Origin of the sequence: Paracoccus sphaerophysae (assembly GCF_000763805.1) — a bacterium.
In the GTDB taxonomy this organism is placed as follows: Bacteria; Pseudomonadota; Alphaproteobacteria; order Rhodobacterales; family Rhodobacteraceae; genus Paracoccus; species Paracoccus sphaerophysae.
In genome coordinates this window covers 43,874-64,705 of the sequence record NZ_JRKS01000007.1, presented here as the reverse complement: position 1 = coordinate 64,705, position 20,832 = coordinate 43,874, and the positions used below count along the sequence as shown (strand labels likewise).

Sequence of the window (20,832 nt, the reverse complement as noted above, 5' to 3'; positions counted from 1 at the left end):
AGCAGGACAGCCCACACGGTTGCGGTCCTGATGGGCGGCCCCTCGGCGGAACGCGAGGTGTCCCTGTCCACGGGCCGTGGATGCGCGGATGCGCTGCGTGTGGCGGGATTCAACGTCGTCGAGATCACGCTCGGCCCGGACGAGGGCGCGAGCCTGCCGGCGCGGCTGGCCGATGCCCGCCCCGATGTCGTCTTCAACGCCCTGCACGGCCGGTTCGGAGAGGATGGCTGCGTGCAGGGCCTGCTGGAATGGCTGGGCCTGCCCTATACCCATTCCGGCGTGCTCGCCTCGGCGCTGGCGATGGACAAGACCCGCGCCAAGCAGGCCTATCGCGAGGCCGGGCTGCCGGTCGTGGACAGCGTGATCGCAGACCGCGAGGACGTGCGCGCGGGCCATGTCATGCCGCCGCCCTATGTGGTCAAGCCGAACGACGAGGGCTCTTCGGTCGGCGTCTATATCGTCCGCGAGGGCGACAACGCGCCGCCGCTGTCCGACGCCATGCCCGCCCGGGTGATGGTGGAAACCTACGCCGCGGGGCGCGAGCTGACCACCGCCGTCATGGGCGACCGGGCGCTGGGGGTGACCGAGATCATCACCGCGGGCTGGTATGACTATGACGCCAAATATGCCGAGGGCGGATCACGCCACGTCGTCCCGGCCCAGATCCCGGCCGAGATCGAGGCCGCCTGCCTGGACTATGCCCTCCGCGCCCACCGCGCACTGGGCTGCGCGGGCCTGTCGCGCACCGATTTCCGCTGGGACGAAAGCCGCGGGCTGGCCGGGCTGATCCTGCTGGAAACCAATACCCAGCCGGGGATGACGCCGACCTCGCTGGCGCCGGAACAGGCCGCCCATGCCGGGATCGCTTTCCCCGATCTGTGCCGCTGGATGGTGGAGGACGCGCGGTGTCGGGACTGATCCATCGCCAGGGACCGCAGAACGTCGCCCATCGGCTGGCGCCCGTGCGCCGGGCCGGGGCCCGTCCCCAGCCCGCCGGCGCGCCGCGCCGCGAACCGGGGCCGTCTCGGCTCGCCTATCGGCTGAACCGGATGTGGCTGCGGCCGCTGTACCGGCGGCTGTTCCGGCTGGGGCTGCCGGCCTTCCTCGTCTGCATGGTGGCGGGGCTGTACCTGGCCGACGACACCCGCCGCGCGAACCTGTCGGGCGGGCTGACGGCGATGGTCGACCGCATCCAGTCGCGCGACGCCTTCATGGTCAAGACGATGCAGATCGAGGGTGCCTCGGCCGCCGTGGACAAGGGCCTGCGGGCGATGCTGCCGGTGACGCTGCCGGCGTCGAGCTTTGACATCGACCTGCCCGCGCTGCGCACCCAGATCGAGCTTCTGGACGCGGTCGAGCACGTGGACCTGCGCATCAAGCCCGGCGGCATCTTGTCGGCGGTGGTAACCGAACGCCAGCCCGCCGTCCTGTGGCGCCACGCCCGGGGGATCGAGCTGATGGACCGCACCGGGCACCGCGTCGCCTCGGTGACCTCGCGCGATCTGCGCTCGGACCTGCCGGTGATCGCGGGCGAGGGCGCGGGCGAACGCGCCGCCGAGGCGCTAGCGCTGATCGGCGCCGCCGGGCCGATCCTGCCGCGGCTGCGGGGCCTCGAACGGATGGGGGAACGGCGCTGGGACCTGGTGCTCGACCGCGGCCAGCGCATCATGCTGCCCGCCGACCGGCCGCTGCCGGCGCTGGAACATGCGCTGTCGCTGGACCGAGCCGACGGTCTGCTGTCGCGCGACGTGATCGCCGTCGACCTGCGCGACCCGCAGCGCCCGGTGCTGCGGATCGGCCTGACCGCGCAGAACCGGCTGCGGCGGGCGCAGGGGCTGCCCGAGCTGGGCCCCGACGGGCGCGAGATCGAGCCCGAGGACGACGCCCCCGCCGCAGGCGCTGCGGCGACGGGGAAGGATACCGGCAAGCGTGGCGGCAGACCCGCGCGGCAGGGCTGAGGCAGCAGAGGGGGCGAGGGGCGATGCGGGATCTCTACGAAACACAGCGGGTGATGCGGCAGATGCGCCGCCAGGCGATGACCCGGGGGGTGCTGGCGGTGCTGGACATCGGCACCTCGAAGATCACCTGCATCGTGCTGCAGTTCGATGGGCCGGGCCAGTTCCGCGAAACCGACGGGGTCGGGCCGATGGCCGGGCAGTCCTCGTTCCGGGTGATCGGCCAGTTCACCACCCAGTCGCGCGGCGTGCGTTACGGCGAAATCGAGACGATGGCCGAAACCGAACGCTGCGTCCGCCACGCCATCCAGGGCGCGCAGAAGCAGGCCGGCGTCCGGGTTGACCACGTCATCGCCACCATCTCCGGCGCGCGGCCGTCGTCCTACGGGCTGGCGGGCGAGGTGCCGCTGAAATCCGGCAAGGTGACCGACGAGGACGTGGGCGGGGCGCTCGCCTCGTGCGACGCGCCCGACTTCGGCCGCAACCGCACCGTGCTGCACGCGCAGCCGGTGAACTTTGCCGTGGACGCCCGGTCGGGCCTGTCCGACCCGCGCGACATCGTCGGCAACCGGCTGGCCGTCGACGTGCACGTGCTGACCATCGACAGCGGTGCCGCGACGAACCTGTTCCACTGCATCCGCCGCTGCGATCTGGAACTGGCCGGGGTCGGCTCGGCCGCCTATGCCGCCGGCCGCGCCGCGCTGGTCGAGGACGAACAGGAACTGGGCGCCGCCTGCGTCGACATGGGCGGCGGCGTCACCGGGGTGTCGCTGTTTCTCAAGAAGCACATGATCTTTGCCGACGCGGTGCGGATGGGCGGGGACCTGGTGACCCGTGACATCAGCCAGGGACTGCGGGTGCCGATGGCCACGGCGGAATGGCTCAAGACCCGGCACGGCGGGCTGGAAGCCACCGGCCGCGACGACCGCGAGATGATCGATGTGACCAACGTTCCGGGCGCCGCCAGCGCCGAGGACTGGGACGGAGAGCGCCGCAGCGTCAGCCGCGCCGACCTGATCGGGATCATGCGTCCGCGGGTCGAGGAAATCCTCGACGGCGTGCGCGAGGTGCTGGACGCGGCTGGCTTCGACCAGATGCCCTCGCGGCAGGTGGTGCTGACCGGGGGCGCAAGCCAGATCCCGGGGCTGGACACGCTCGCCGCCCGGATCCTGGGGCAGAACGTCCGCGTTGGCCGGCCGCTGCGCATCCACGGGCTGGCCCAGCAGCACACGGCCCCCTGCCACGCGGCGACCGTGGGCCTCGCGCTCCACGCTGCCAATCCGCAGGACGAGTGGTGGGACTTCGAGATGCCGATGGAACGGGCCGGGGTCGTCGGCCTGCGCCGCGCCTATCGCTGGTTCCGCAACAACTGGTAAACGGGACGGCCGAGGGACCCACCAGACTTGGGGTGTTCGGCAACATACCGCTGATGAGGTGTCCTCGTTACGCCATATTTTGTGGATATGTGCCGATTCTCGCGTGACCGGAGACGGGAATCTGTTAGGCTTGATGAAGAAACAGGGATTCGACCGGGCGGCCAACGTCCCGGCAGGAACGGAAGGCAGGCGGCGATGAATCTGAACCTCATGATGAACGACGACCAGGAGCTGCGTCCGCGGATCACGGTCTTTGGTGTCGGCGGCGCGGGCGGCAACGCCGTCAACAACATGATCGAAAAGCGGCTGGACGGGGTCGAGTTCGTGGTCGCGAACACCGACGCCCAGGCGCTGGCGCAGTCGCGCGCCGAAAGCCGCGTCCAGCTTGGCCCCAAGGTGACCGAGGGCCTGGGCGCCGGCGCCAAGCCCGCGATCGGCGCCAAGGCCGCCGAAGAAACCATCGAGGACATCGTCGACCACCTGATGGGCGCGCATATGTGCTTCATCACCGCCGGCATGGGCGGCGGCACCGGCACCGGCGCGGCGCCGATCATCGCCCAGGCCGCGCGCGAGATGGGCATCCTGACCGTCGGCGTGGTGACCAAGCCCTTCCAGTTCGAGGGCAGCAAGCGGATGCGGCAGGCCGATGAGGGCGTCGAGGCACTGCAGAAGGTCGTCGACACGCTGATCATCATCCCGAACCAGAACCTGTTCCGGATCGCCAACGAAAAGACCACCTTCACCGAGGCCTTCGCGATGGCCGACGACGTGCTGTATCAGGGCGTCAAGGGCGTGACCGACCTGATGGTGCGGCCGGGCCTCATCAACCTCGACTTCGCCGACGTGCGCGCGGTAATGGACGAGATGGGCAAGGCGATGATGGGCACCGGCGAGGCGACCGGCGACAACCGCGCCGTCGAGGCGGCCGAAAAGGCCATCGCCAACCCGCTGCTGGACGAGATCAGCCTGAACGGCGCCAAGGGCGTGCTGATCAACATCACTGGCGGCCACGACCTGACCCTGTTCGAGATGGACGAGGCGGCCGAGAAGATCCGTGAAAAGGTCGACGCTGACGCCAACATCATCGTCGGCTCGACGCTCGATCCCGACATGGACGGTGCGGTCCGAGTGTCGGTCGTCGCCACCGGCATCGACCTGGGCGCCGCAGCCGAAGTGCCCGCCCCGCGCCGCGGCCTGAAGGAGCCGCTGACCCAGCATCCGCCGGTCAGCCAGAAAACCGTCGCCGAGGACGAGGACGCGGTGCCGCCGCGCCGCACCCCGATCGTCGAGGCCCCGGCCGCGCGCCCCGTCGCCGTGGCCGAGGACCTGCCCGAGCCGGCCTATCGCCCCGCCGTCGAGCCGCGGCTGGAGCCCCGGCCCGAGCCGCGCGCCGAACTGCGGCCGGAAATGCGCGCCGAACTGCGCGCAGACACCCGCAGCTTTGACCAGCGGCTGACGGATTCGGCCGGCGACTTCACCGCGCCCGTGCGTCCGCAGCGCGGCGAGCCGACCGCCGAGGTGCGCGAGCGCCTGCAGCGCGCCATCCACCGCGACCCGGCCGAGGCGCCCCGCCGCGCGGCCCCGCAGCCGGCGACCGAAGCGCCGCGCGGTCCCGCCCGCATGGCCGGGCTGGGCCGGATGATGGAACGCCTCGCCGGCGGCCACCCGACCGAACAGGATCGCCCGCGCGCCGAGACCATCGCCGAGCGGGTCAGCGACCGCATGGCCCGCGCCCGGCAGGCGGAAACCGACTTCGACGATCTCGCCTCGCCCGACTCGGCGCAGGACAACGTCGAAATCCCCGCCTTCCTGCGCCGTCAGGCGAACTGACCCCGCGCAGGCCCGGTTCACGACCGGGCGAGCGTGCGCGCCGCGAAAGGGCTGCTTCGGCGGCCCTTTTTCTTTTGGCATCAAGAATTTCGGCCGATCTGCCCGGGACGGGTCGGAACCCCCCGCCCCAATGTTGCAATGAGTCACAAAACGTTAATTGAGCGTGGCAGGAGGCGATCCTACCTCGGAAGCATCGGGATCAGTCCCCAACGACAAGAACGGACGCAGACTCATGCAGGCCACGCTTGCCACCCCAGCCCGCTTCACGGGCGCCGGTCTTCATTCCGGCCAGCCCGCGCGGATGACGATCCATCCGGCGCCGGCCGGTCATGGCATCGTGTTCCGCCGGGTCGATCTGGCGGCGGATGGCGCGGGCGCGCTGATCCCGGCCCGCTGGGACAACGTGGTCCCCTCGCAGCTCTGCACCCTGCTGCAGGGCCAGGGCGGGGCGACCGTCTCGACCGTGGAACACGTCATGGCGGCGCTGTCGGGCACCGGCATCCACAACGCGCTGATCGACATCGACGGCCCCGAGATCCCGATCCTGGACGGCTCGTCGGCACCCTTCGTGGCCGGCATCCTGGCCGCGGGCATCCGCGTGTCGTCGGAACCGCTGCGCGCGATCCGGGTGCTGAAGTCGGTCGAGGTCCATGACGGCGCGGGGTTCGCCCGGCTCAGCCCGGCCGACCACCTCGAGATGGAATTCGCCATCGACTTTGCCGATGCGGCGATCGGGCGGCAGGAAAAGGCGCTGGACCTCGCCAATGGCGCCTTCCAGCGCGAACTGATGGACAGCCGCACCTTCTGCCGGCAGTCGGATGTCGAACGGATGAAGGCCAGCGGCCTTGCTTTGGGCGGCACCTATTTCAACGCCGTCGTGGTTGACGGCGAACGGGTGCTGTCGCCCGGCGGCTTGCGCCACGATGACGAGCCCGTGCGCCACAAGATGCTGGACGCGGTGGGCGACCTGGCGCTGGCCGGGGCGCCGCTGCTGGCGCGCTATACCGGCAACCGGGCCGGCCACGCGATGACCAACCGGCTGCTGCGGACGATGTTCGCGACGCCCGGCGCCTGGGAATGGGTGACCTGCACAGCCGACTGCGAACGCCGTCTGCCCGGCGCCGGGGTGATCCGCCCGCGCGAGATCGTGCCGGCCGCCCGGCGCACGCTGGTCGCCTGACCGGCCGCGCGATCACCATCGGTTGATTCCCGCGACCGGGCCGGTCGGGGCGCGGCCCGTGACGCCAACTTGCCCTTTTGCGCGCCCTGATGTTGTGTGCTAGGACGGCCCGGTCGCGCCGACAGCGCGCCCGGCAGCACCGCAGACCACGGACGGACAGGACAGACATGACAGTCAGGAATTCGCGGCTCGTGGTCATGGCGGCGGTGGTTGCGATGACGCTGTCGGCCTGTGGCGGCAAGACCGGGGCGACCACCCAGCCCCTGGACAACTTCACCGCCGAGGACATCTACAAGCGCGGCGAATACGAGCTGGAAAACGGCGGCCGGCCCAAGGACGCGGTGCATTACTTCGCCGAGATCGAGCGGCTGTATCCCTATTCCGAATGGGCCAGGCGGGCGCTGATCATGCAGGCCTACGCCTATCACAAGGCCCGGGCCTACGAGGAAGCCCGCGGCGCCGCGCAGCGCTTCATCGACAACTATCCGGGCGACGAGGATGCGGCCTATGCCAAGTATCTGCTCGCCCTGTCCTATTACGACCAGATCGACGAGGTCGGGCGCGACCAGGGCCTGACCTTCCAGGCGCTGCAGGCGCTGCGCGAGGTGATCGAGCAGTATCCCGACACCGAATATGCCCGCTCGGCGGTGCTGAAATTCGACCTGGCCTTCGACCATCTCGCCGGCAAAGAGATGGAGATCGGCCGCTACTACCTCAAGCGCGGCCACCATACCGCGGCGATCAACCGCTTCCGCGTGGTGGTCGAGGAATACCAGACCACCACCCACACCCCCGAGGCGCTGATGCGCCTGGTCGAGGCCTATCTGGCGCTGGGCCTGAACAACGAGGCGCAGACGGCGGGCGCGATCCTGGGTCACAACTTCCAGTCCTCGCCCTTCTACCAGGACGCCTATGCGCAGCTGCGCGGCCGCGGACTGACCCCCACGGCGCGGGGCAATTCCTGGCTGACCAAGGTCTATCGCCAGGTGATCCAGGGCAAGTGGCTGTAACAGCAGGAGGCCTGCTGATGCTGCGGAGCCTCGATATCCGCGACATGCTGCTGATCGACCGCCTGTCGCTGGATTTCGCGCCGGGGCTGAACGTGCTGACCGGGGAAACCGGGGCTGGCAAGTCGATCCTGCTGGACTGCCTGGGGTTCGTGCTGGGCTGGCGCGGCCGGGCCGAGCTGGTCCGCGCCGGCGCCACCCAGGGCGAGGTCACCGCGGTGTTCGATCTGCCCGCCGCCCATCCCGCCCGCGCGGTGCTGGCCGAGGCCGGGATCGACGCCGAAGACGAGCTGATCCTGCGCCGCGTCAACGCCGTCGACGGCCGCAAGACCGGCTGGGTGAACGATCGCCGGGTGTCGGGCGAGGTGCTGCGGGCGCTGTCGGATGCGCTGGTCGAGTTGCACGGGCAGCATGACGACCGGGGCCTGCTGAACCCGCGCGGCCATCGGCAGTTGCTGGACGCCTTCGCCGGCATCGACCTGGCCCCGATCCGCGCCGCCTGGACCGCGCGCCGGCGCGCCGAGGCCGAGTTGGCCGAGGCCGAGACGGCGCTGGCCGCTGCACGGGCCGAGGAAGAATTCCTGCGGCACGCCGTGGCCGAGCTTGAGAAGCTCGACCCCCAGCCCGGCGAAGAGGCGACCCTGGACGTCGCCCGCCGGCAGATGCAGGCGGCCGAACGGATCCGCGGCGATGTCGCCCGCGCCCACCAGATGCTGGCCGGCGGCGGCGGAGAGCCGGGCGCCGAGGGCGTCATCGTCGAGTCCGTGCGCTGGCTGGAAGGGGCCGCTGGCAAGGGCGAGGCGGAGGCACTGGACGGGCCGGTCGCCGCGCTGGGGCGCGCTCTGGTCGAACTGGGCGAGGCCACGCGCGGCATCGAGGATGCGCTGGCGGCGATGGATTTCGACCCGCGCACGCTGGAGACGACCGAGGAGCGGCTGTTCGCCCTGCGCGCCCTGGCCCGCAAGCACAACGTGCTGGCCGACGACCTCGCCACGCTGGCGGGCGACCTGTCGGCGCGGCTGGCGGCGCTGGACGCGGGCGAGGCGCGGATGGGCGACCTGACCCGCGCGCTGCGCGAGGCCGAGGCTGCCTATGACGCCGCCGCGGGTGCCCTAGGCGCCGCCCGGCGCGAGGCCGCGGGCCGGCTGGACACGGCGATGACGGAAGAACTCGCGCCGCTGAAGATGGAGCGGGCGGTCTTTGAGACCCGCGTGACCGAGGGCGAGGCGGGACCCGAGGGCCGCGACAGCGTGGCGTTCACCGTGACGACCAACCCCGGCGCACCGCCCGGCCCGCTGGACCGCATCGCCTCGGGGGGCGAGCTGTCGCGGTTCCTGCTGGCGCTCAAGGTGTGCCTCGTGCAGGGCGCCGACCCGCTGGTGATGATCTTCGACGAGATCGACCGCGGCGTGGGCGGGGCCACCGCCGATGCGGTGGGCCGGCGGCTCGCTCGTCTCGCCGAGGGGGCGCAGGTGCTGGTGGTGACCCATTCGCCGCAGGTTGCGGCGCTGGGGCAGCGGCATTTCCGCGTCGCCAAGGCGGTCGAGGACGGTATGACGACCTCGCGCGTGATGCCACTGGATCAGGGTGAGCGGACCGAGGAAATCGCCCGGATGCTGGCCGGGGAACAGATCACCCCGGCGGCCCGTGCGGCGGCCGAGGCGCTGTTGTCCTGACGGCCCACGGGCCGCCCCCGATCAGTCGACGATCGCGTCGACCAGCCGGATGATTGACAGGATCTTGCTGGTCTGGCTGTCGACGCGGACCAGCCGCCCGTCGACGATGGCAAAGCGCTGGCCGGCCGGCGGCTCGCTGAGACCGTAAAGGCCCGGGCGGGTGACCACATGAACGTCGTCCCAATCGATCACCGACCCGGCGCCCAGCGCCTTTTTCGCCTGCCCCGGGGGCATGCAGGCCGGGTCCTTCTTGGCGAGGCCCGGCGGGCAGCTCTGCACCAGGCTCAGCGACCGCACGCCGCCGGGGTTGCGGCCGTCGATCACGACCGGGGTCTGGCCGCCGCGGGTGTCCTGGCGGCCTGCATCGCGGGCGGCGCGGGTCTGGCCCGGGTTCGGCTTGTGCAGCAGCTTGCGTTCGACCTTGGCGGCGGCCTTGCCGTTCTGCCCCGCATGGGGGGGCTTTTCGGCCATCGCCACCACAGGAAGGGCGACGATCATCACGCCTGCCGCCATCGCGCTGAGAAAGCGTAACATGGGTTTCGTCCTTGGTTAACGTGATAGTCAAGGCGCTCGGGGCGGCTGCGGTTCCGCCCTGGCAGTGAAGAACGCGTGAGCTCAGCCCTCGCCCCGCCCGCGCGCGGCGAGCCGCGGCAGCATCGCGGAAAAGTCGCGGCCGCGGCCGTCCTCGTTCTCGACGAAGCGGCCGTAAAGCCGGGTCGCCAGCTCGCCCATCGGGGTGTCGGCGTCGGCACCGTCGGCGGCCTGCTGCGACAGCCGCAGGTCCTTGAGCATCAGCTCGGCCGCGAAGCCGGGCTTGTAGCCGTTGTCGGCCGGCGATTGCGGGCCCACGCCGGGCGCCGGGCAATAGGCGTTCATCGACCAGCTGTAGCCCGACGAGGTCGACACTACGTCGAACATCTTCTGCCGGTCCAGCCCCAGCTTGTCGGCCAGGGCGAAGGCCTCGCAGGTGGCGATCATGGTCACGCCCAGGATCATGTTGTTGCAGATCTTGGCGGCCTGGCCGGCCCCCGCCGCGCCGCAATGAACGGCCTTCTGGCCCATGATGTCGAACAGCGGCTGCACCTGCGCGAAGGCCTCGGGGGTGCCGCCGACCATGAAGGTCAGCGTCCCGGCCGCGGCCCCGCCGGTCCCGCCCGAGACCGGCGCGTCCAGCGCCCCCAGCCCCGCCGCCGCGGCGTCGGCCGCGACCGCGCGGGCGCTGTCCACGTCCACCGTCGAGCAGTCGCACAGCACCGCGCCGGGCCGCATCGCCGGGATGACCTGCGCGGCGACCGAGCGCAGGATCTGGCCGTTCGGCAGCATGGTGATGACGACATCGGCACCCTCGGCCGCGTCGGCGGCGCTGGTCACGGGGCGGATGCCGTCCATGTCGGCGGCGACCGGGTCGAAGCCCGAGACCTGGTGCCCCGCCGCGGCGAGGTTGCGGGCCATCGGCCCGCCCATGTTGCCCAGTCCGATGAACCCGATCTTCATGCCTGTTCCTCCCACGTCAGTTCCTCTGCGCCCAGATCGGCCAGCATGGCGTCCACCTTGGCGGCGTCGCCGGGCTGGCTCCAGTTCGGGGTGCGGTCCTTGTCGATGATCTGGGCGCGCACGCCCTCGATGAAGTCACCCTCGGCGGTGGCGCGGTGGGTGAAGCGATACTCGCGCGACAGCGATTCCTGCATCCGCCGGTCGCCGCGCGCCGCCCGCACCATCGCCAGCGTGGCAGCCATAGACAGCGGCGAGTTGCGGGCGATGGCCTTCAGCGAGGCCGCGTCGCCGGCCTTTTCCAACGCCGCCCGGATGTCGGCCACGCTGCGCGCGCCAAAGGCCGACAGATCGCTGGCGGCCAGCGGCGCCGGCGGCGGGGTCTGGCCTTTCAGGCCCGAGATGTCGCCGGTCTCGGCGAGCCGGTCCTTGGCGCCCTCCCATTCCGATTCGGGCAGGTACAGGTCGGCGAACCCGGCATGGATCGCATCGCCCGCACCCATCCGGGCGCCGGTGAGGCCGAGATATTCCCCGATCCGCCCCGGCGCGTGGGCCAGAAGCCACGTCCCACCGACGTCCGGGATCAGCCCGATGCCCGATTCCGGCATGGCGATCTGGGTGGTGTCGCCGACCACGCGATGCCCGGCATGGCCGCCGACCCCGACCCCGCCGCCCATCACGAAGCCCTGCATGAAGGCCGCGATGGGCTTGCGATAGTCGCGGATCGCGGCGTTCATCCGGTATTCGTCCGCGAAGAAGCGCTGGCCGATGCCGTGATCGCCGGCCTTGCCGCCGTGATAGACCGCGGCGATGTCGCCGCCGGCGCAGAAGGCGCGGTCGCCCTCGGCATCGATGATGACCAGCGCGACCGCGGCATCGTCGCGCCAGCCGTCCAGCGCCGCGTGGATCGCCAGCGCCATGTCGTGGGACAAGGCGTTCAGCGTCTGCGGGCGGGTAAAGGTGATGCGACCGGCCTTGCGGTCGCGGCGGATGTGCAGGTCGTCCATCTCAGCCCCTTTCGGCCAGCATCGCGCGGCCGACGATCAGCCGCATGATCTCGTTGGTGCCTTCCAGGATCTGGTGCACGCGCAGGTCGCGCACGATCTTCTCGATCCCGTAATCGGCCAGGTAGCCATAGCCGCCATGCAGCTGCAGGCACTGGTTCGCGACCTCGAAGGCGCGGTCGGTGACATACAGCTTGGCCATCGCGCAGAACTTGGTCGCGTCGGGGGCCTTGCTGTCCAGCTTCCACGCCGCCTGCCGCAGGAAGGTGCGGGCGGATTGCAGCGCGACCTCCATCTCGGCCAGCCGGAACTGCAGCGCCTGGAACTGGTCGAGCGTCTTGCCGAAGGCCCGGCGCTCGGCCATGTAGCGCAGCGTCTGGTCCAGCGCCGCCTGCGCGCCACCCAGGGCGCCGGCGGCGATGTTCAGCCGCCCGCCATCCAGCCCCGCCATCGCATAGGCAAACCCGCGGCCTTCCTCGCCCAGCAGGTTCTCGGCCGGGATCGCGCAGTCGTCGAACTGCACCTGGCTGGTCGGCTGCGCCAGCCAGCCCATCTTCTTTTCCAGCGCGCCGAAGGACAGGCCGGGGGTGCCGTCCTCGACCACCACCGTCGAGATGCCCTTCGGCCCGTCCTCGCCGGTGCGCACCATCGTGACATAGGCGTCCGAATAGCTGCCGCCCGAGATGAAGGCCTTGGTGCCGTTCAGGACCCAGCCCTCGTTGGTGCGGTCGGCGCGGGTGCGCAAGGCGGCGGCGTCCGAGCCGCTGCCGGGCTCGGTCAGGCAGTAGGAGAACACCTTCTCCATGCTGCACAGGGCGGGCAGCCAGCGGTCCTTGTCCTCGGGCTTGCCGAACTTGTCGATCATGCCGCCGCACATGTTGTGGATGGACAGGAACGACCCCACGGCGGGGCAGGCCATCGCCAGCGCCTCGAAGACCAGCGTCGCGTCCAGCCGCGTCAGCCCCGAGCCGCCGTACTCCTCGGACACGTAAAGCCCGCCGAAGCCCAGCTCGGCGACCTTGCGCCACAGCTCTTTCGGGATCGTCCCGGCCTCTTCCCAGGCGCGGGCGTGGGGCGCGATCTCGGACTGGCCGAAATCGCGGGCCATGTCGAAGATGGCCTCCTGTTCCTCGGACAATGCGAAATCCACCGGCGTTCCCCCTCGTTTCGGCTGCTGACTGCGCTTTGGCGCTAGTGCCGCAGTGTTGCACAACTATTGCAGATGCCCGAGCCCCTTCGCCAGAGCCGCCGCCAAGGAATGGACGGGCGGGGTGCCCGGGCGCAGTATTTCCGTATTGAAAACAATCCCAATGGGGACCCATCATGCAAATCGACGGCGCCTCTCCGGCGCTTTACAACGAAGATCTCGCACCTGCGCAGGACCGCCGCTGGGGCGCGTTCTCGATCTTCAACGTGTGGACCTCGGACGTCCACTCGCTGTGGGGCTACTACCTCGCGGCCAGCCTGTTCCTGCTGTGCGGGAACTTCCTGAACTTCGTGCTGGCGATCGGCGCGGGGTCGCTGGTGATCTACTGGCTGATGACGCTGGTGGGCGTCGCGGGGGTCCGGACCGGCGTGCCGTTCCCGGTGCTGGCGCGGTCGTCCTTCGGCACCTTCGGCGCCAACATCCCGGCGCTGATCCGGGGACTGGTAGCGTGCTTCTGGTATGGTGCCCAGACCGCCGCGGCCTCGGGGGCGCTGGTCGCGCTGCTGATCCGCTCGCCGGGGATGCTCGAATTCCACCAGACCAGCCACATGCTGGGGCACTCGACGCTCGAGGTGATCTGCTACGTGCTGGTCTGGGCCGCGCAGCTGCTGATCATCCAGCGGGGGATGGAGACGGTGCGCCGGTTCCAGGACTGGGCCGGACCGGCGGTCTGGCTGATGATGCTGGTGCTGGCGGTCTATCTGATCGTCAAGTCGGGCAAGTTCAGCTTCGGCTCGGAAATCCCGCAGGACGTGCTGATCGCGGCGACCCGCGATGCGGGCATCACCACGCCGCCCGGCAGCCTGCTCACGCTGATGGCGGTGGCGGCGACCTGGATCACCTATTTCGCGGCGCTGTACCTGAACTTCTGCGATTTCTCGCGCTATGCGACGTCGGAACGGGCGCTGCGGCTGGGCAACATCTGGGGACTGCCGGTGAACCTGCTGGCCTTCTGCCTGGTGGCCGGCATCACCACCACCGCGGCCTTCCACGTCTATGGCGAGGTGCTGCTGCATCCCGACCAGATCAGCGCCAAGTTCGACAGCTGGTTCCTCGCGCTGCTGGCGGCGCTGACCTTCGTGGTGGCGACGCTGGGGATCAACGTGGTGGCGAACTTCGTCTCGGCCGCCTTCGACTTCTCGAACGCCGCCCCGCGGGCGATCGACTTCAAGCGCGGCGGGCTGATCGCCGCGGCGATCGCGCTGGTCCTGTATCCCTGGGCGCCCTGGGACACGGGAGCGGCCAGGTTCGTGAACTTCATCGGCTCGACGATGGGCCCGATCTTCGGGATCATGATGGTGGATTATTACCTGATCCGCCGCGCGCAGCTGAACGTGCCCGACCTCTACCGCGAACATGGCGAGTTCCGCTTCAACGGCGGCTTCCACGGCAAGGCGTTCGTGGCGCTGTTCGTGGGCATGGTGTTCTCGTCCATCCTGCCGACCTTCACCAGCATCCTGCCGGCGTGGTGGGGCACCTACGGGTGGTTCTTCGGCGTGCTGATCGGGGGCGCGACCTATTTCGCCCTGCGGCAGGGCGACCGCGTCTGACCACGAGACGGGGCGGCGCGACCCGCCCCGTTCTTCTTTGCGAAAATATCCTCCGGGGGTGCGGGGGTGGAAAACCCCCGCGTCCGGCAGCGCCCTCAGTCCATCGCCTTGAAGTTGAACGCGGCGCCTTCCTTGATCCCCGAGGGCCAGCGCGAGGTCACCGTCTTGGTCCGGGTGTAGAAGCGGAAGGCGTCCGGCCCGTGCTGGTTCAGGTCGCCAAAGCCCGACTTCTTCCAGCCGCCAAAGGTGAAGTAGGCCAGCGGCACCGGGATCGGCACGTTGATCCCGACCATCCCGATATTGCAGCGGCTGGCGAAGTCGCGGGCGGTGTCGCCGTCGCGGGTGAAGATCGCCGTGCCGTTGCCGTATTCGTGGTCCATTACCAGCTTCAGCGCCTCTTCGTAGGAGGCGGCGCGGACGGTGGACAGGACCGGGCCGAAAATCTCGGTCTTGTAGATGTCCATGTCCGGCGTAACCTTGTCGAACAGCGAGGGGCCGACGAAGAACCCGTTCTCATAGCCCTGCAGGCTGAAGTCACGGCCGTCCACGACCAGTTCCGCGCCCTGATCGACGCCGGTCTGCACCAGGCGCTCGATGTTCTTCTTGGCGGCGTCGGTGACGACCGGGCCGTAATCCACGTCGTTGCCGGCGGTGTAGGGGCCGACCTTCAGCTTCTCGATCCGCGGCACCAGCTTTTCGATCAGCTTGTCGGCGGTTTCCTCGCCCACCGGCACGGCGACCGAGATTGCCATGCAGCGTTCGCCCGCCGCGCCATAGCCGGCTCCGACCAGAGCGTCCGCCGCCTGGTCCAGATCGGCGTCCGGCATGATGATCATGTGGTTCTTGGCGCCGCCGAAGCACTGGGCGCGCTTGCCGGTCTGGGCGGCGCGCTCATAGATGTACTGCGCGATCGGGGTGGAACCCACGAAGCCCACCGCCTGGATCACCTCGCTGTCGAGGATGGCGTCCACCGCCTCCTTGTCGCCGTGGATGACCTGCAGCACGCCGTCCGGCAGCCCGGCTTCCTTGAAGAGGGCGGCGATCATGTTCGGCACCGAGGGGTCCCGCTCGGACGGCTTCAGGATCACCGCGTTGCCCGAGGCGAGCGCGGGCCCGAGCTTCCACAGCGGAATCATGGCCGGGAAGTTGAACGGCGTGATCGCCGCCACCACGCCCAGCGGCTGGCGCATCGAATACATGTCGATGCCGGGGCCGGCGCCGTCGATGAATTCGCCCTTCAGCAGCTGCGGGGCGCCGATTGAATATTCGATCACTTCCAGCCCGCGCTGGATGTCGCCCTTGGCGTCTGGGAAAGTCTTGCCGTGTTCGGACGACAGCACCTCGGCCATCTTGTCCATGTCGCGGTTCAGCAGATCGACCATCTTCATCATGACCCGCGCCCGGCGCTGCGGGTTGGTGGCGCCCCAGGCGACCTGCGCCTCGGCAGCAGCGGCGATGGCCGCGTCCATCTCGGCCTTGCTGGCGAGATCGACCTTGCCCTGCACCTCGCCGGTGGCGGGGTTGTAGACATCGGCGGTGCGGCCGGACGTGCCCGCTGCTTCCTTGCCGTCGATCCAGTGATGAATGGCGCGCATCATTTCCTCCGGGGGTTCAGGTTGGGCGCATCATAGCTTGCGAAATCGCCCGATAAAGCGACGATAGGGCAAAAGCGTTTTGCGTTTCTGCAAAGGAAGGGCCGGCATGGACTGGGACGATCTGCGCGTCTTTCTGGCCGTGGCGCGGGCGGAATCGCTGTCGCGGGCGGGGCGACGGCTGGGAATGGACGCCTCGACCGTGGGCCGGCGCATCGCCCGGCTGGAAACCGCGCTGGGCCGCGTGCTGTTCGCCAAGACGCCGCAGGGCTATGCCGCGACGCCCGAAGGCGCGGCGCTGATCCCCCATGCCGAGGCGGCCGAGGCCGCAGCGCTGGCCGCCAACGAGGTGCTGGCCGGGCAGGGCGGGCTGACGGGCCAGCTGCGCATCGGCGCCCCGGATGGCTGCGCGAACTACCTGCTGCCGCAGATCGCCGCGCGGCTGATCGAGGATCACCCGGGGCTGGACGTCCAGATCGTGGCGCTGCCCCGGGTCTTCAACCTGTCCCGGCGCGAGGCCGACATGGCCATCGCCGTCAGCCGGCCGCAGACCGGCCGCGCGTCGGTCCAGAAGATCGCCGATTACCGGCTGCACCTGGCCGGCCACGGCGACTACCTGGACCGGCACCCGCCGATCCGTACGCTGGCCGATCTGCAGGGGCACCGGATGATCGGCTATATCCCCGACATGATCTTTGACCCGGAACTGGACTACCTGGCCGAAACCGGCGCCGATCGCGCGGCGCTCAGTTCTAATTCGGTCAGCGTGCAGATGCAGGCGATCCAGGCCGGGGCAGGGCTGGGGATCGTCCACGACTTCGCGATTCCCTTCGCGCCCGGCGTGCGGCGGGTGCTGACCGACCGGATCTCGCTGACCCGCAGCTTCTGGCTGCTGCGCCCGGCCGAGGACCGCCGCTCCGACCGCCTCACCCGGCTGGCCGAGGCGGTGGCGGCCGGCATCCGCCGCGAAGTTCAGCGCTTGGAAGGACTTGTTGCGACGGGGACTTGACGCAATGCCCGCCCGGCGCAACGCTGGGATGAACACAGCCCATGACAGAGGACGCGCCCCCATGATCGTGAAACAGATCCTCGCCGCGAAAGCCCTGCCCGAGGGGCTGATCACCATCAAGCCCGAGATGACGGTCGCCGACGCAGCGCGGCTGCTGTCGGAAAAGCGGATCGGCGCGGTGGTGGTGTCCGAGGACGGCAAGCGGCCGGACGGGATCCTGTCGGAACGCGACATCGTGCGGGAACTGGGCAGGACCGGGGCCTCGGTGCTGGACCGCAAGGTCCGCGAGTTGATGACCTCGCGCGTCGTCACCTGCCAGTGCGGCGATCACGTCCGCGATGTGCTGTCGCAGATGACCGAGGGCCGGTTCCGCCACCTGCCGGTCGTCGACGCCGACGGGAACATGCTGGGGGTGGTCTCGATCGGCGACGCGGTGGCAGCGCGGCTGACGCAGCTGAAGGCGGACCGGGACGCGCTGACCGGCATGATCATGGGGAACTGACCACCGCGTTGCCGCGGCGCAGCGCTTGCATCCGCGGCGGTTTTGCGTTTGCTTCTGACGAACCCGTGAACGGGGCAAACGCGACTGGGGGGACGCGCAGATGCGGATCGGTCTTTATCCGGGCACCTTCGACCCGCTCACGCTGGGGCATATCGACATCATCCAGCGCGCCGCACCGCTGGTCGACCGGCTGGTGATCGGCGTGGCGATCAACGGCGACAAGGGGCCGCTGTTCACGCTCGAGGAACGGGTGGCGATGGTCGAGGCGGAATGCCGCGACATCGCGCAGCGCAGCGGGGTCGAGATCGTCGCCCATCCCTTCGACAACCTGCTGATCGACGCCGCCCGCGACGTGGGGGCCAGCGTCATCGTCCGGGGCCTGCGGGCGGTGGCCGATTTCGAATACGAATTCCAGATGGTCGGGATGAACCGGGCACTGGATGCCAGCGTGGAAACCGTTTTCCTGATGGCCGATGCGCGGCGGCAGGCGATCGCCTCCAAGCTGGTCAAGGAGATTGCCCGACTGGGCGGAGACGTGTCGAAATTCGTCACCCCGGCCGTGAATGTGGCGCTGCGGGAACGGTTTGGCTAGGGCGGCGCCGACGCCCCGCTTGATCGGACCCCGCCGGCTGCCCTAGCGTCAGCGACAGGACCCCTGGCGAAGGAGCCCCCGATGACCCACAGCGACATGCCCCATCCGCGCCCGGTTCCTGATCCGACGCGCCCGCCGATGCCAGACCCGGCGCCCGACCGCGGCCCCGAGCCGTTGCCGGACGAAGGCGGCGACTCCGCCTCAGGCGGCCCCCGCGCGGCCGACACTATCCCCGACCCGGTGCTGATCGAGTTCGGCGCGATCGGCGAATCGCTGCGGGCGGGATGGCGCGACTTTCGCCGCGCGCCGGGCTTCGGGCTGTTCTTTTCGGCCTTCTATGTCGCCGGCGGGCTGATGCTGGCGGCGGTCGCCGCGGCTTCGGGGCAGGAATGGTGGCTGATCCCCTTCGTCGTGGGCTTTCCGCTGATCGCCCCTTTCGCCGCCGTGGGGCTCTACGAGGTCAGCCGCCGAATCGAGGCCGGGCTGCCGCTGGACTGGCGCAGCGTGCTGGGCGTGGTCTTTGCCCAGAAGGACCGGCAGGTGCCGTCGATGGCGATGGTGATCCTGCTGATGTTCATGTTCTGGGTCTTCGTCGCCCATACCATCTTTGCCCTGTTCATGGGGGTGCAGGCGCTGACCAACGTCACCTCCTCGCCGGAAATCCTGCTGCAGGGTCGCGGCCTGACCATGCTGGTCGTAGGCACGCTGATCGGCGGCGGCTTCGCGGCCGTCCTGTTCGCGATCACCGCCGCGGGCCTGCCGCTGATCCTCGACCGCGAGGTGGATTTCATCAGCGCCATCATCGCGAGCTTCGGCGCGGTGCTGGCCAACCCGGCGGTGATGCTGGCCTGGGCCCTGGTGATCGCGGTGATCCTGTTCCTGGGGATCCTGCCGCTGTTCCTGGGGCTGTTCGTGGCGTTGCCGATCCTGGGCCACGCCAGCTGGCACATGTATCGCCGCCTGTTCCCCGACGAGGATTGAGACGACGACTGACGGGCGCGGGCACGAAAAAGGGCGCCACCGGGGCGCCCTTGGCATCGTGTCAGCGTAACGCCGGATCAGCTGTCCAGATCGTCGTCCAGCGCCGGCTTGGCGGCCATCGGCGGGGCCAGCTTGGGGGTCACGCCGTTGCCCAGCGGGTCTTCCTGGCGCTGGACCGAGCCCTCGAAATGGGCGCCGGATTCGATCGCGATGGTCTTGTGGACGATGTCGCCCTCGACCCGCGCGGTGGCCGACAGGCGTACCTTGAGCCCGCGGACCCGGCCGACGACGCGGCCGTTGACGATCACTTCCTCGGCCACGATCTCGCCGCGGATGATGGCGCTTTCGCCGACGGTCAGCTGGTGGGCGCGGATGTCGCCTTCCACGCTGCCCTCGATCTGGACGTCGCCCTGGGTGGTGATGTTGCCCTTGACGGTCAGGTCCGACGACAGGACCGACGGCCCGGAACGCGTGCGCATGCCCTGCTGGGGCGGAAGGTCGTAGCTGTCCATGATCGGGGCCCGTGTCGGTTCGGTTTCGGGGGTCGAGTGGCGAGGTCCGGGTTCGGTGACGCGGGTCTTAGAAAACATTCTGTGCGGCCTTGATGAAGCTCATGGGGTTCACGGCCTTACCGTCCACACGCACCTCATAGTGCAGATGCGGCCCGGTCGAGCGGCCGGTGTTGCCCATATCACCGATCAGGCTGTTGCGCGAGACCTTCTGGCCGGCCTTGACGCGGATTTTCGACAGGTGGCCATAGCGCGTCTCGGTGCCCATGGCGTGCTGGAGCTTGATGACGTTGCCATAGCCGCGCTGCCAGCCGGCAAAGATCACGACCCCGTCGCCGGTCGCATAGACCGGGGTGCCGACCGGGCCGGCCAGGTCGATGCCCTGATGGGCGCGGCCCCAGCGCTGGCCGAAGGGCGAGGTGAAGCGGAAGGCCGACTTGACCGGCATCGCCAGCGGCAGCTTGCTGACCGCGATGCGGTAGTTGTTGATCTTGCCCAGCGAGACGACGACCTCGTTGGCGCGAGCCTCGGATTCGCTGATCGCGGCGTTGCCGCGCGACGAATAGCCCATCGGGGTCAGCGGGCCGCCGGTGCCGGCATAGCCTTCGCGCACAGTTTCCAGCAGCTTGTCGCCGTCAACGCCGACCTTGGCGAACATATCGTCCAGCGGCTTGACGGACATCTCGACCGCCTCTTCCAGCTGGGCAAAGATTTCCTCGTTGCGCTTGACCATCGCGTCGCGTTCGACGCTCAGCGCCTGGGCGGTGCGGGTCGCCTCTTCGGCGCGCTTGGTGGCGGCGGCGCGGTCGGCGGCGGCGGTTTCCAGTTCGCCCGACAGGATGTCGAGGGCGACGGACATCTCCTCGGCGCGCTCGGCGCGGGGGCCGGCCCCGCTGGCGGCCGCGGTGGCGTCGGCCAGCTGGCGGCGGGTGGTTTCGGTTTCGGCCAGCGCGTCATGCAGCGAGGCCTGCATCGCGCCGATGCCGCTTTCCAGCTCGCGCCGGCGCTCTTCGGCGGCCAGCAGCTGGGTCTGCATCGCCGACACCTGGTCCAGCGCGGCGGTGAAGCGTTTCCGCGCGGCGGCGGCCTCGGCGGCGCGTGCGTCGCGTTCGGCGGCGAGGTCGGTCAGCTGGCGTTCCACGGCGGCCGCGTCGGGCTGCGCGGCCGAGCCGGTGCCGCCCAGATGGTCCAGCGCCAGGATCGAGGTCGCCACCGCAGCCCAGCCCGTCACCGCCGCGATGCCCACCGTCCGGATCACCCGGCCCGGGCCGCGCTTGGCGGCAGGGGCCTGAACGGAAAGGGTTTCAGCCGATGCGGAACGGGTCGAGTGCAACATGTTCATTTCCCATCTGCGATCCGTCGAGAGCGTTC

The 20,832-nt window shown here is 69.8% G+C and carries 19 protein-coding genes; 12 read left to right on the top strand and 7 right to left on the bottom strand.

Annotated elements, in window-relative coordinates:
* The first annotated feature begins 30 nt into the window (after positions 1-30).
* The 7 genes from IC63_RS04060 to recN all read left to right on the top strand — a co-directional run bounded on the left by IC63_RS04060 (position 31) and on the right by recN (position 9,024).
* A complete protein-coding gene (locus tag IC63_RS04060) occupies positions 31-918 on the top strand; it encodes a D-alanine--D-alanine ligase (protein ID WP_036717133.1) in 888 nt (295 codons plus the stop codon).
* A complete protein-coding gene (locus tag IC63_RS04055; protein ID WP_052041859.1) occupies positions 906-1,958 on the top strand; it encodes a cell division protein FtsQ/DivIB in 1,053 nt (350 codons plus the stop codon). Before IC63_RS04060 ends, IC63_RS04055 begins: the two co-directional genes overlap by 13 nt.
* 23 nt (positions 1,959-1,981) lie before the next feature.
* On the top strand, positions 1,982-3,331 hold the full coding sequence (gene ftsA, locus IC63_RS04050) for a cell division protein FtsA (protein WP_036717132.1): 1,350 nt from the start codon (positions 1,982-1,984) through the stop codon (positions 3,329-3,331).
* Positions 3,332-3,526: 195 nt separating this feature from the next.
* The gene (gene ftsZ / locus IC63_RS04045; RefSeq protein WP_036717131.1) at positions 3,527-5,161 is read left to right on the top strand and encodes a cell division protein FtsZ; all 1,635 of its coding nucleotides are present in this window, start codon (positions 3,527-3,529) and stop codon (positions 5,159-5,161) included.
* Between the two features lie 232 nt (positions 5,162-5,393).
* A complete protein-coding gene (lpxC, locus tag IC63_RS04040; protein WP_036717130.1) occupies positions 5,394-6,341 on the top strand; it encodes a UDP-3-O-acyl-N-acetylglucosamine deacetylase in 948 nt (315 codons plus the stop codon).
* 167 nt (positions 6,342-6,508) lie between these two features.
* Complete coding sequence (locus tag IC63_RS04035) at positions 6,509-7,351, top strand: outer membrane protein assembly factor BamD (RefSeq protein ID WP_036717129.1); 843 nt, start codon at positions 6,509-6,511, stop codon at positions 7,349-7,351.
* Positions 7,352-7,368: 17 nt separating this feature from the next.
* A complete protein-coding gene (gene recN / locus IC63_RS04030) occupies positions 7,369-9,024 on the top strand; it encodes a DNA repair protein RecN (protein ID WP_036717128.1) in 1,656 nt (551 codons plus the stop codon).
* A 21-nt stretch (positions 9,025-9,045) separates the two neighbouring features.
* On the opposite strand, the gene IC63_RS04025 is transcribed toward recN, so the two are convergent.
* The 4 genes from IC63_RS04025 to IC63_RS04010 form a co-directional block, all read right to left on the bottom strand.
* Complete coding sequence (locus tag IC63_RS04025) at positions 9,046-9,558, bottom strand: hypothetical protein (RefSeq protein WP_156965341.1); 513 nt, start codon at positions 9,556-9,558, stop codon at positions 9,046-9,048.
* Between the two features lie 81 nt (positions 9,559-9,639).
* Positions 9,640-10,518, bottom strand: a complete 879-nt coding sequence (mmsB, locus tag IC63_RS04020) for a 3-hydroxyisobutyrate dehydrogenase (protein ID WP_036717125.1) — start codon at positions 10,516-10,518, stop codon at positions 9,640-9,642.
* Positions 10,515-11,522 carry an enoyl-CoA hydratase/isomerase family protein gene (locus tag IC63_RS04015; RefSeq protein ID WP_036717123.1) on the bottom strand — a complete coding sequence of 336 codons (1,008 nt, stop codon included), beginning with the start codon at positions 11,520-11,522 and terminating at the stop codon, positions 10,515-10,517. Before IC63_RS04015 ends, mmsB begins: the two co-directional genes overlap by 4 nt.
* A gap of 1 nt (position 11,523) precedes the next feature.
* Positions 11,524-12,669, bottom strand: a complete 1,146-nt coding sequence (locus tag IC63_RS04010) for an acyl-CoA dehydrogenase family protein (RefSeq protein WP_036717121.1) — start codon at positions 12,667-12,669, stop codon at positions 11,524-11,526.
* Positions 12,670-12,842: 173 nt separating this feature from the next.
* On the opposite strand from IC63_RS04010, the gene IC63_RS04005 reads away from it, so the two are divergent.
* Positions 12,843-14,276 carry an NCS1 family nucleobase:cation symporter-1 gene (locus IC63_RS04005; protein WP_036717119.1) on the top strand — a complete coding sequence of 478 codons (1,434 nt, stop codon included), beginning with the start codon at positions 12,843-12,845 and terminating at the stop codon, positions 14,274-14,276.
* A gap of 95 nt (positions 14,277-14,371) precedes the next feature.
* Here the strand turns inward: IC63_RS04005 and IC63_RS04000 are convergent, their stop codons facing one another.
* Positions 14,372-15,871, bottom strand: coding sequence for a CoA-acylating methylmalonate-semialdehyde dehydrogenase (locus IC63_RS04000; protein ID WP_036717164.1), 1,500 nt, complete (start codon positions 15,869-15,871; stop codon positions 14,372-14,374).
* Positions 15,872-15,977: 106 nt separating this feature from the next.
* Here IC63_RS04000 and IC63_RS03995 point away from each other — a divergent pair, with 106 nt between their 5' ends.
* The 4 genes from IC63_RS03995 to IC63_RS03980 all read left to right on the top strand — a co-directional run bounded on the left by IC63_RS03995 (position 15,978) and on the right by IC63_RS03980 (position 18,952).
* Positions 15,978-16,877, top strand: a complete 900-nt coding sequence (locus IC63_RS03995; protein WP_036717117.1) for a LysR family transcriptional regulator — start codon at positions 15,978-15,980, stop codon at positions 16,875-16,877.
* Between the two features lie 61 nt (positions 16,878-16,938).
* A complete protein-coding gene (locus IC63_RS03990; protein WP_036717115.1) occupies positions 16,939-17,379 on the top strand; it encodes a CBS domain-containing protein in 441 nt (146 codons plus the stop codon).
* A gap of 100 nt (positions 17,380-17,479) precedes the next feature.
* Entirely contained in the window at positions 17,480-17,971 is a 492-nt protein-coding gene (gene coaD / locus IC63_RS03985; protein WP_036717114.1) for a pantetheine-phosphate adenylyltransferase, read from the top strand.
* A gap of 81 nt (positions 17,972-18,052) precedes the next feature.
* Entirely contained in the window at positions 18,053-18,952 is a 900-nt protein-coding gene (locus IC63_RS03980) for a DUF2189 domain-containing protein (protein ID WP_232222503.1), read from the top strand.
* Positions 18,953-19,029: 77 nt separating this feature from the next.
* On the opposite strand, the gene IC63_RS03975 is transcribed toward IC63_RS03980, so the two are convergent.
* Both IC63_RS03975 and IC63_RS03970 read right to left on the bottom strand, forming a co-directional pair.
* A complete protein-coding gene (locus IC63_RS03975; RefSeq protein ID WP_036717112.1) occupies positions 19,030-19,542 on the bottom strand; it encodes a bactofilin family protein in 513 nt (170 codons plus the stop codon).
* Positions 19,532-20,797: a DUF5930 domain-containing protein gene (locus IC63_RS03970; protein ID WP_232222502.1), complete on the bottom strand. Its 1,266-nt coding sequence runs from the start codon at positions 20,795-20,797 to the stop codon at positions 19,532-19,534. Before IC63_RS03970 ends, IC63_RS03975 begins: the two co-directional genes overlap by 11 nt.
* Between the last annotated feature and the right edge of the window lie 35 nt (positions 20,798-20,832).

Excerpts from the sequence above, each read along its gene's own strand:
- IC63_RS04060 (WP_036717133.1), top strand. The coding sequence starts at position 31 with ATGGGCGGCCCCTCGGCGGAACGCGAGGTGTCCCTGTCCACGGGCCGT.
- IC63_RS04005 (WP_036717119.1), top strand. The coding sequence starts at position 12,843 with ATGCAAATCGACGGCGCCTCTCCGGCGCTTTACAACGAAGATCTCGCA.
- IC63_RS03970 (WP_232222502.1), bottom strand. The coding sequence starts at position 20,797 with ATGTTGCACTCGACCCGTTCCGCATCGGCTGAAACCCTTTCCGTTCAG.
- IC63_RS04025 (WP_156965341.1), bottom strand. The coding sequence starts at position 9,558 with ATGTTACGCTTTCTCAGCGCGATGGCGGCAGGCGTGATGATCGTCGCC.
- IC63_RS03990 (WP_036717115.1), top strand. The coding sequence starts at position 16,939 with ATGATCGTGAAACAGATCCTCGCCGCGAAAGCCCTGCCCGAGGGGCTG.
- IC63_RS03980 (WP_232222503.1), top strand. The coding sequence starts at position 18,053 with ATGACCCACAGCGACATGCCCCATCCGCGCCCGGTTCCTGATCCGACG.
- IC63_RS04000 (WP_036717164.1), bottom strand. The coding sequence starts at position 15,871 with ATGCGCGCCATTCATCACTGGATCGACGGCAAGGAAGCAGCGGGCACG.
- ftsZ (WP_036717131.1), top strand. The coding sequence starts at position 3,527 with ATGAATCTGAACCTCATGATGAACGACGACCAGGAGCTGCGTCCGCGG.
- IC63_RS04015 (WP_036717123.1), bottom strand. The coding sequence starts at position 11,522 with ATGGACGACCTGCACATCCGCCGCGACCGCAAGGCCGGTCGCATCACC.
- ftsA (WP_036717132.1), top strand. The coding sequence starts at position 1,982 with ATGCGGGATCTCTACGAAACACAGCGGGTGATGCGGCAGATGCGCCGC.
- coaD (WP_036717114.1), top strand. The coding sequence starts at position 17,480 with ATGCGGATCGGTCTTTATCCGGGCACCTTCGACCCGCTCACGCTGGGG.
- recN (WP_036717128.1), top strand. The coding sequence starts at position 7,369 with ATGCTGCGGAGCCTCGATATCCGCGACATGCTGCTGATCGACCGCCTG.
- IC63_RS03995 (WP_036717117.1), top strand. The coding sequence starts at position 15,978 with ATGGACTGGGACGATCTGCGCGTCTTTCTGGCCGTGGCGCGGGCGGAA.
- mmsB (WP_036717125.1), bottom strand. The coding sequence starts at position 10,518 with ATGAAGATCGGGTTCATCGGACTGGGCAACATGGGCGGGCCGATGGCC.
- IC63_RS04035 (WP_036717129.1), top strand. The coding sequence starts at position 6,509 with ATGACAGTCAGGAATTCGCGGCTCGTGGTCATGGCGGCGGTGGTTGCG.
- lpxC (WP_036717130.1), top strand. The coding sequence starts at position 5,394 with ATGCAGGCCACGCTTGCCACCCCAGCCCGCTTCACGGGCGCCGGTCTT.
- IC63_RS03975 (WP_036717112.1), bottom strand. The coding sequence starts at position 19,542 with ATGTTTTCTAAGACCCGCGTCACCGAACCCGGACCTCGCCACTCGACC.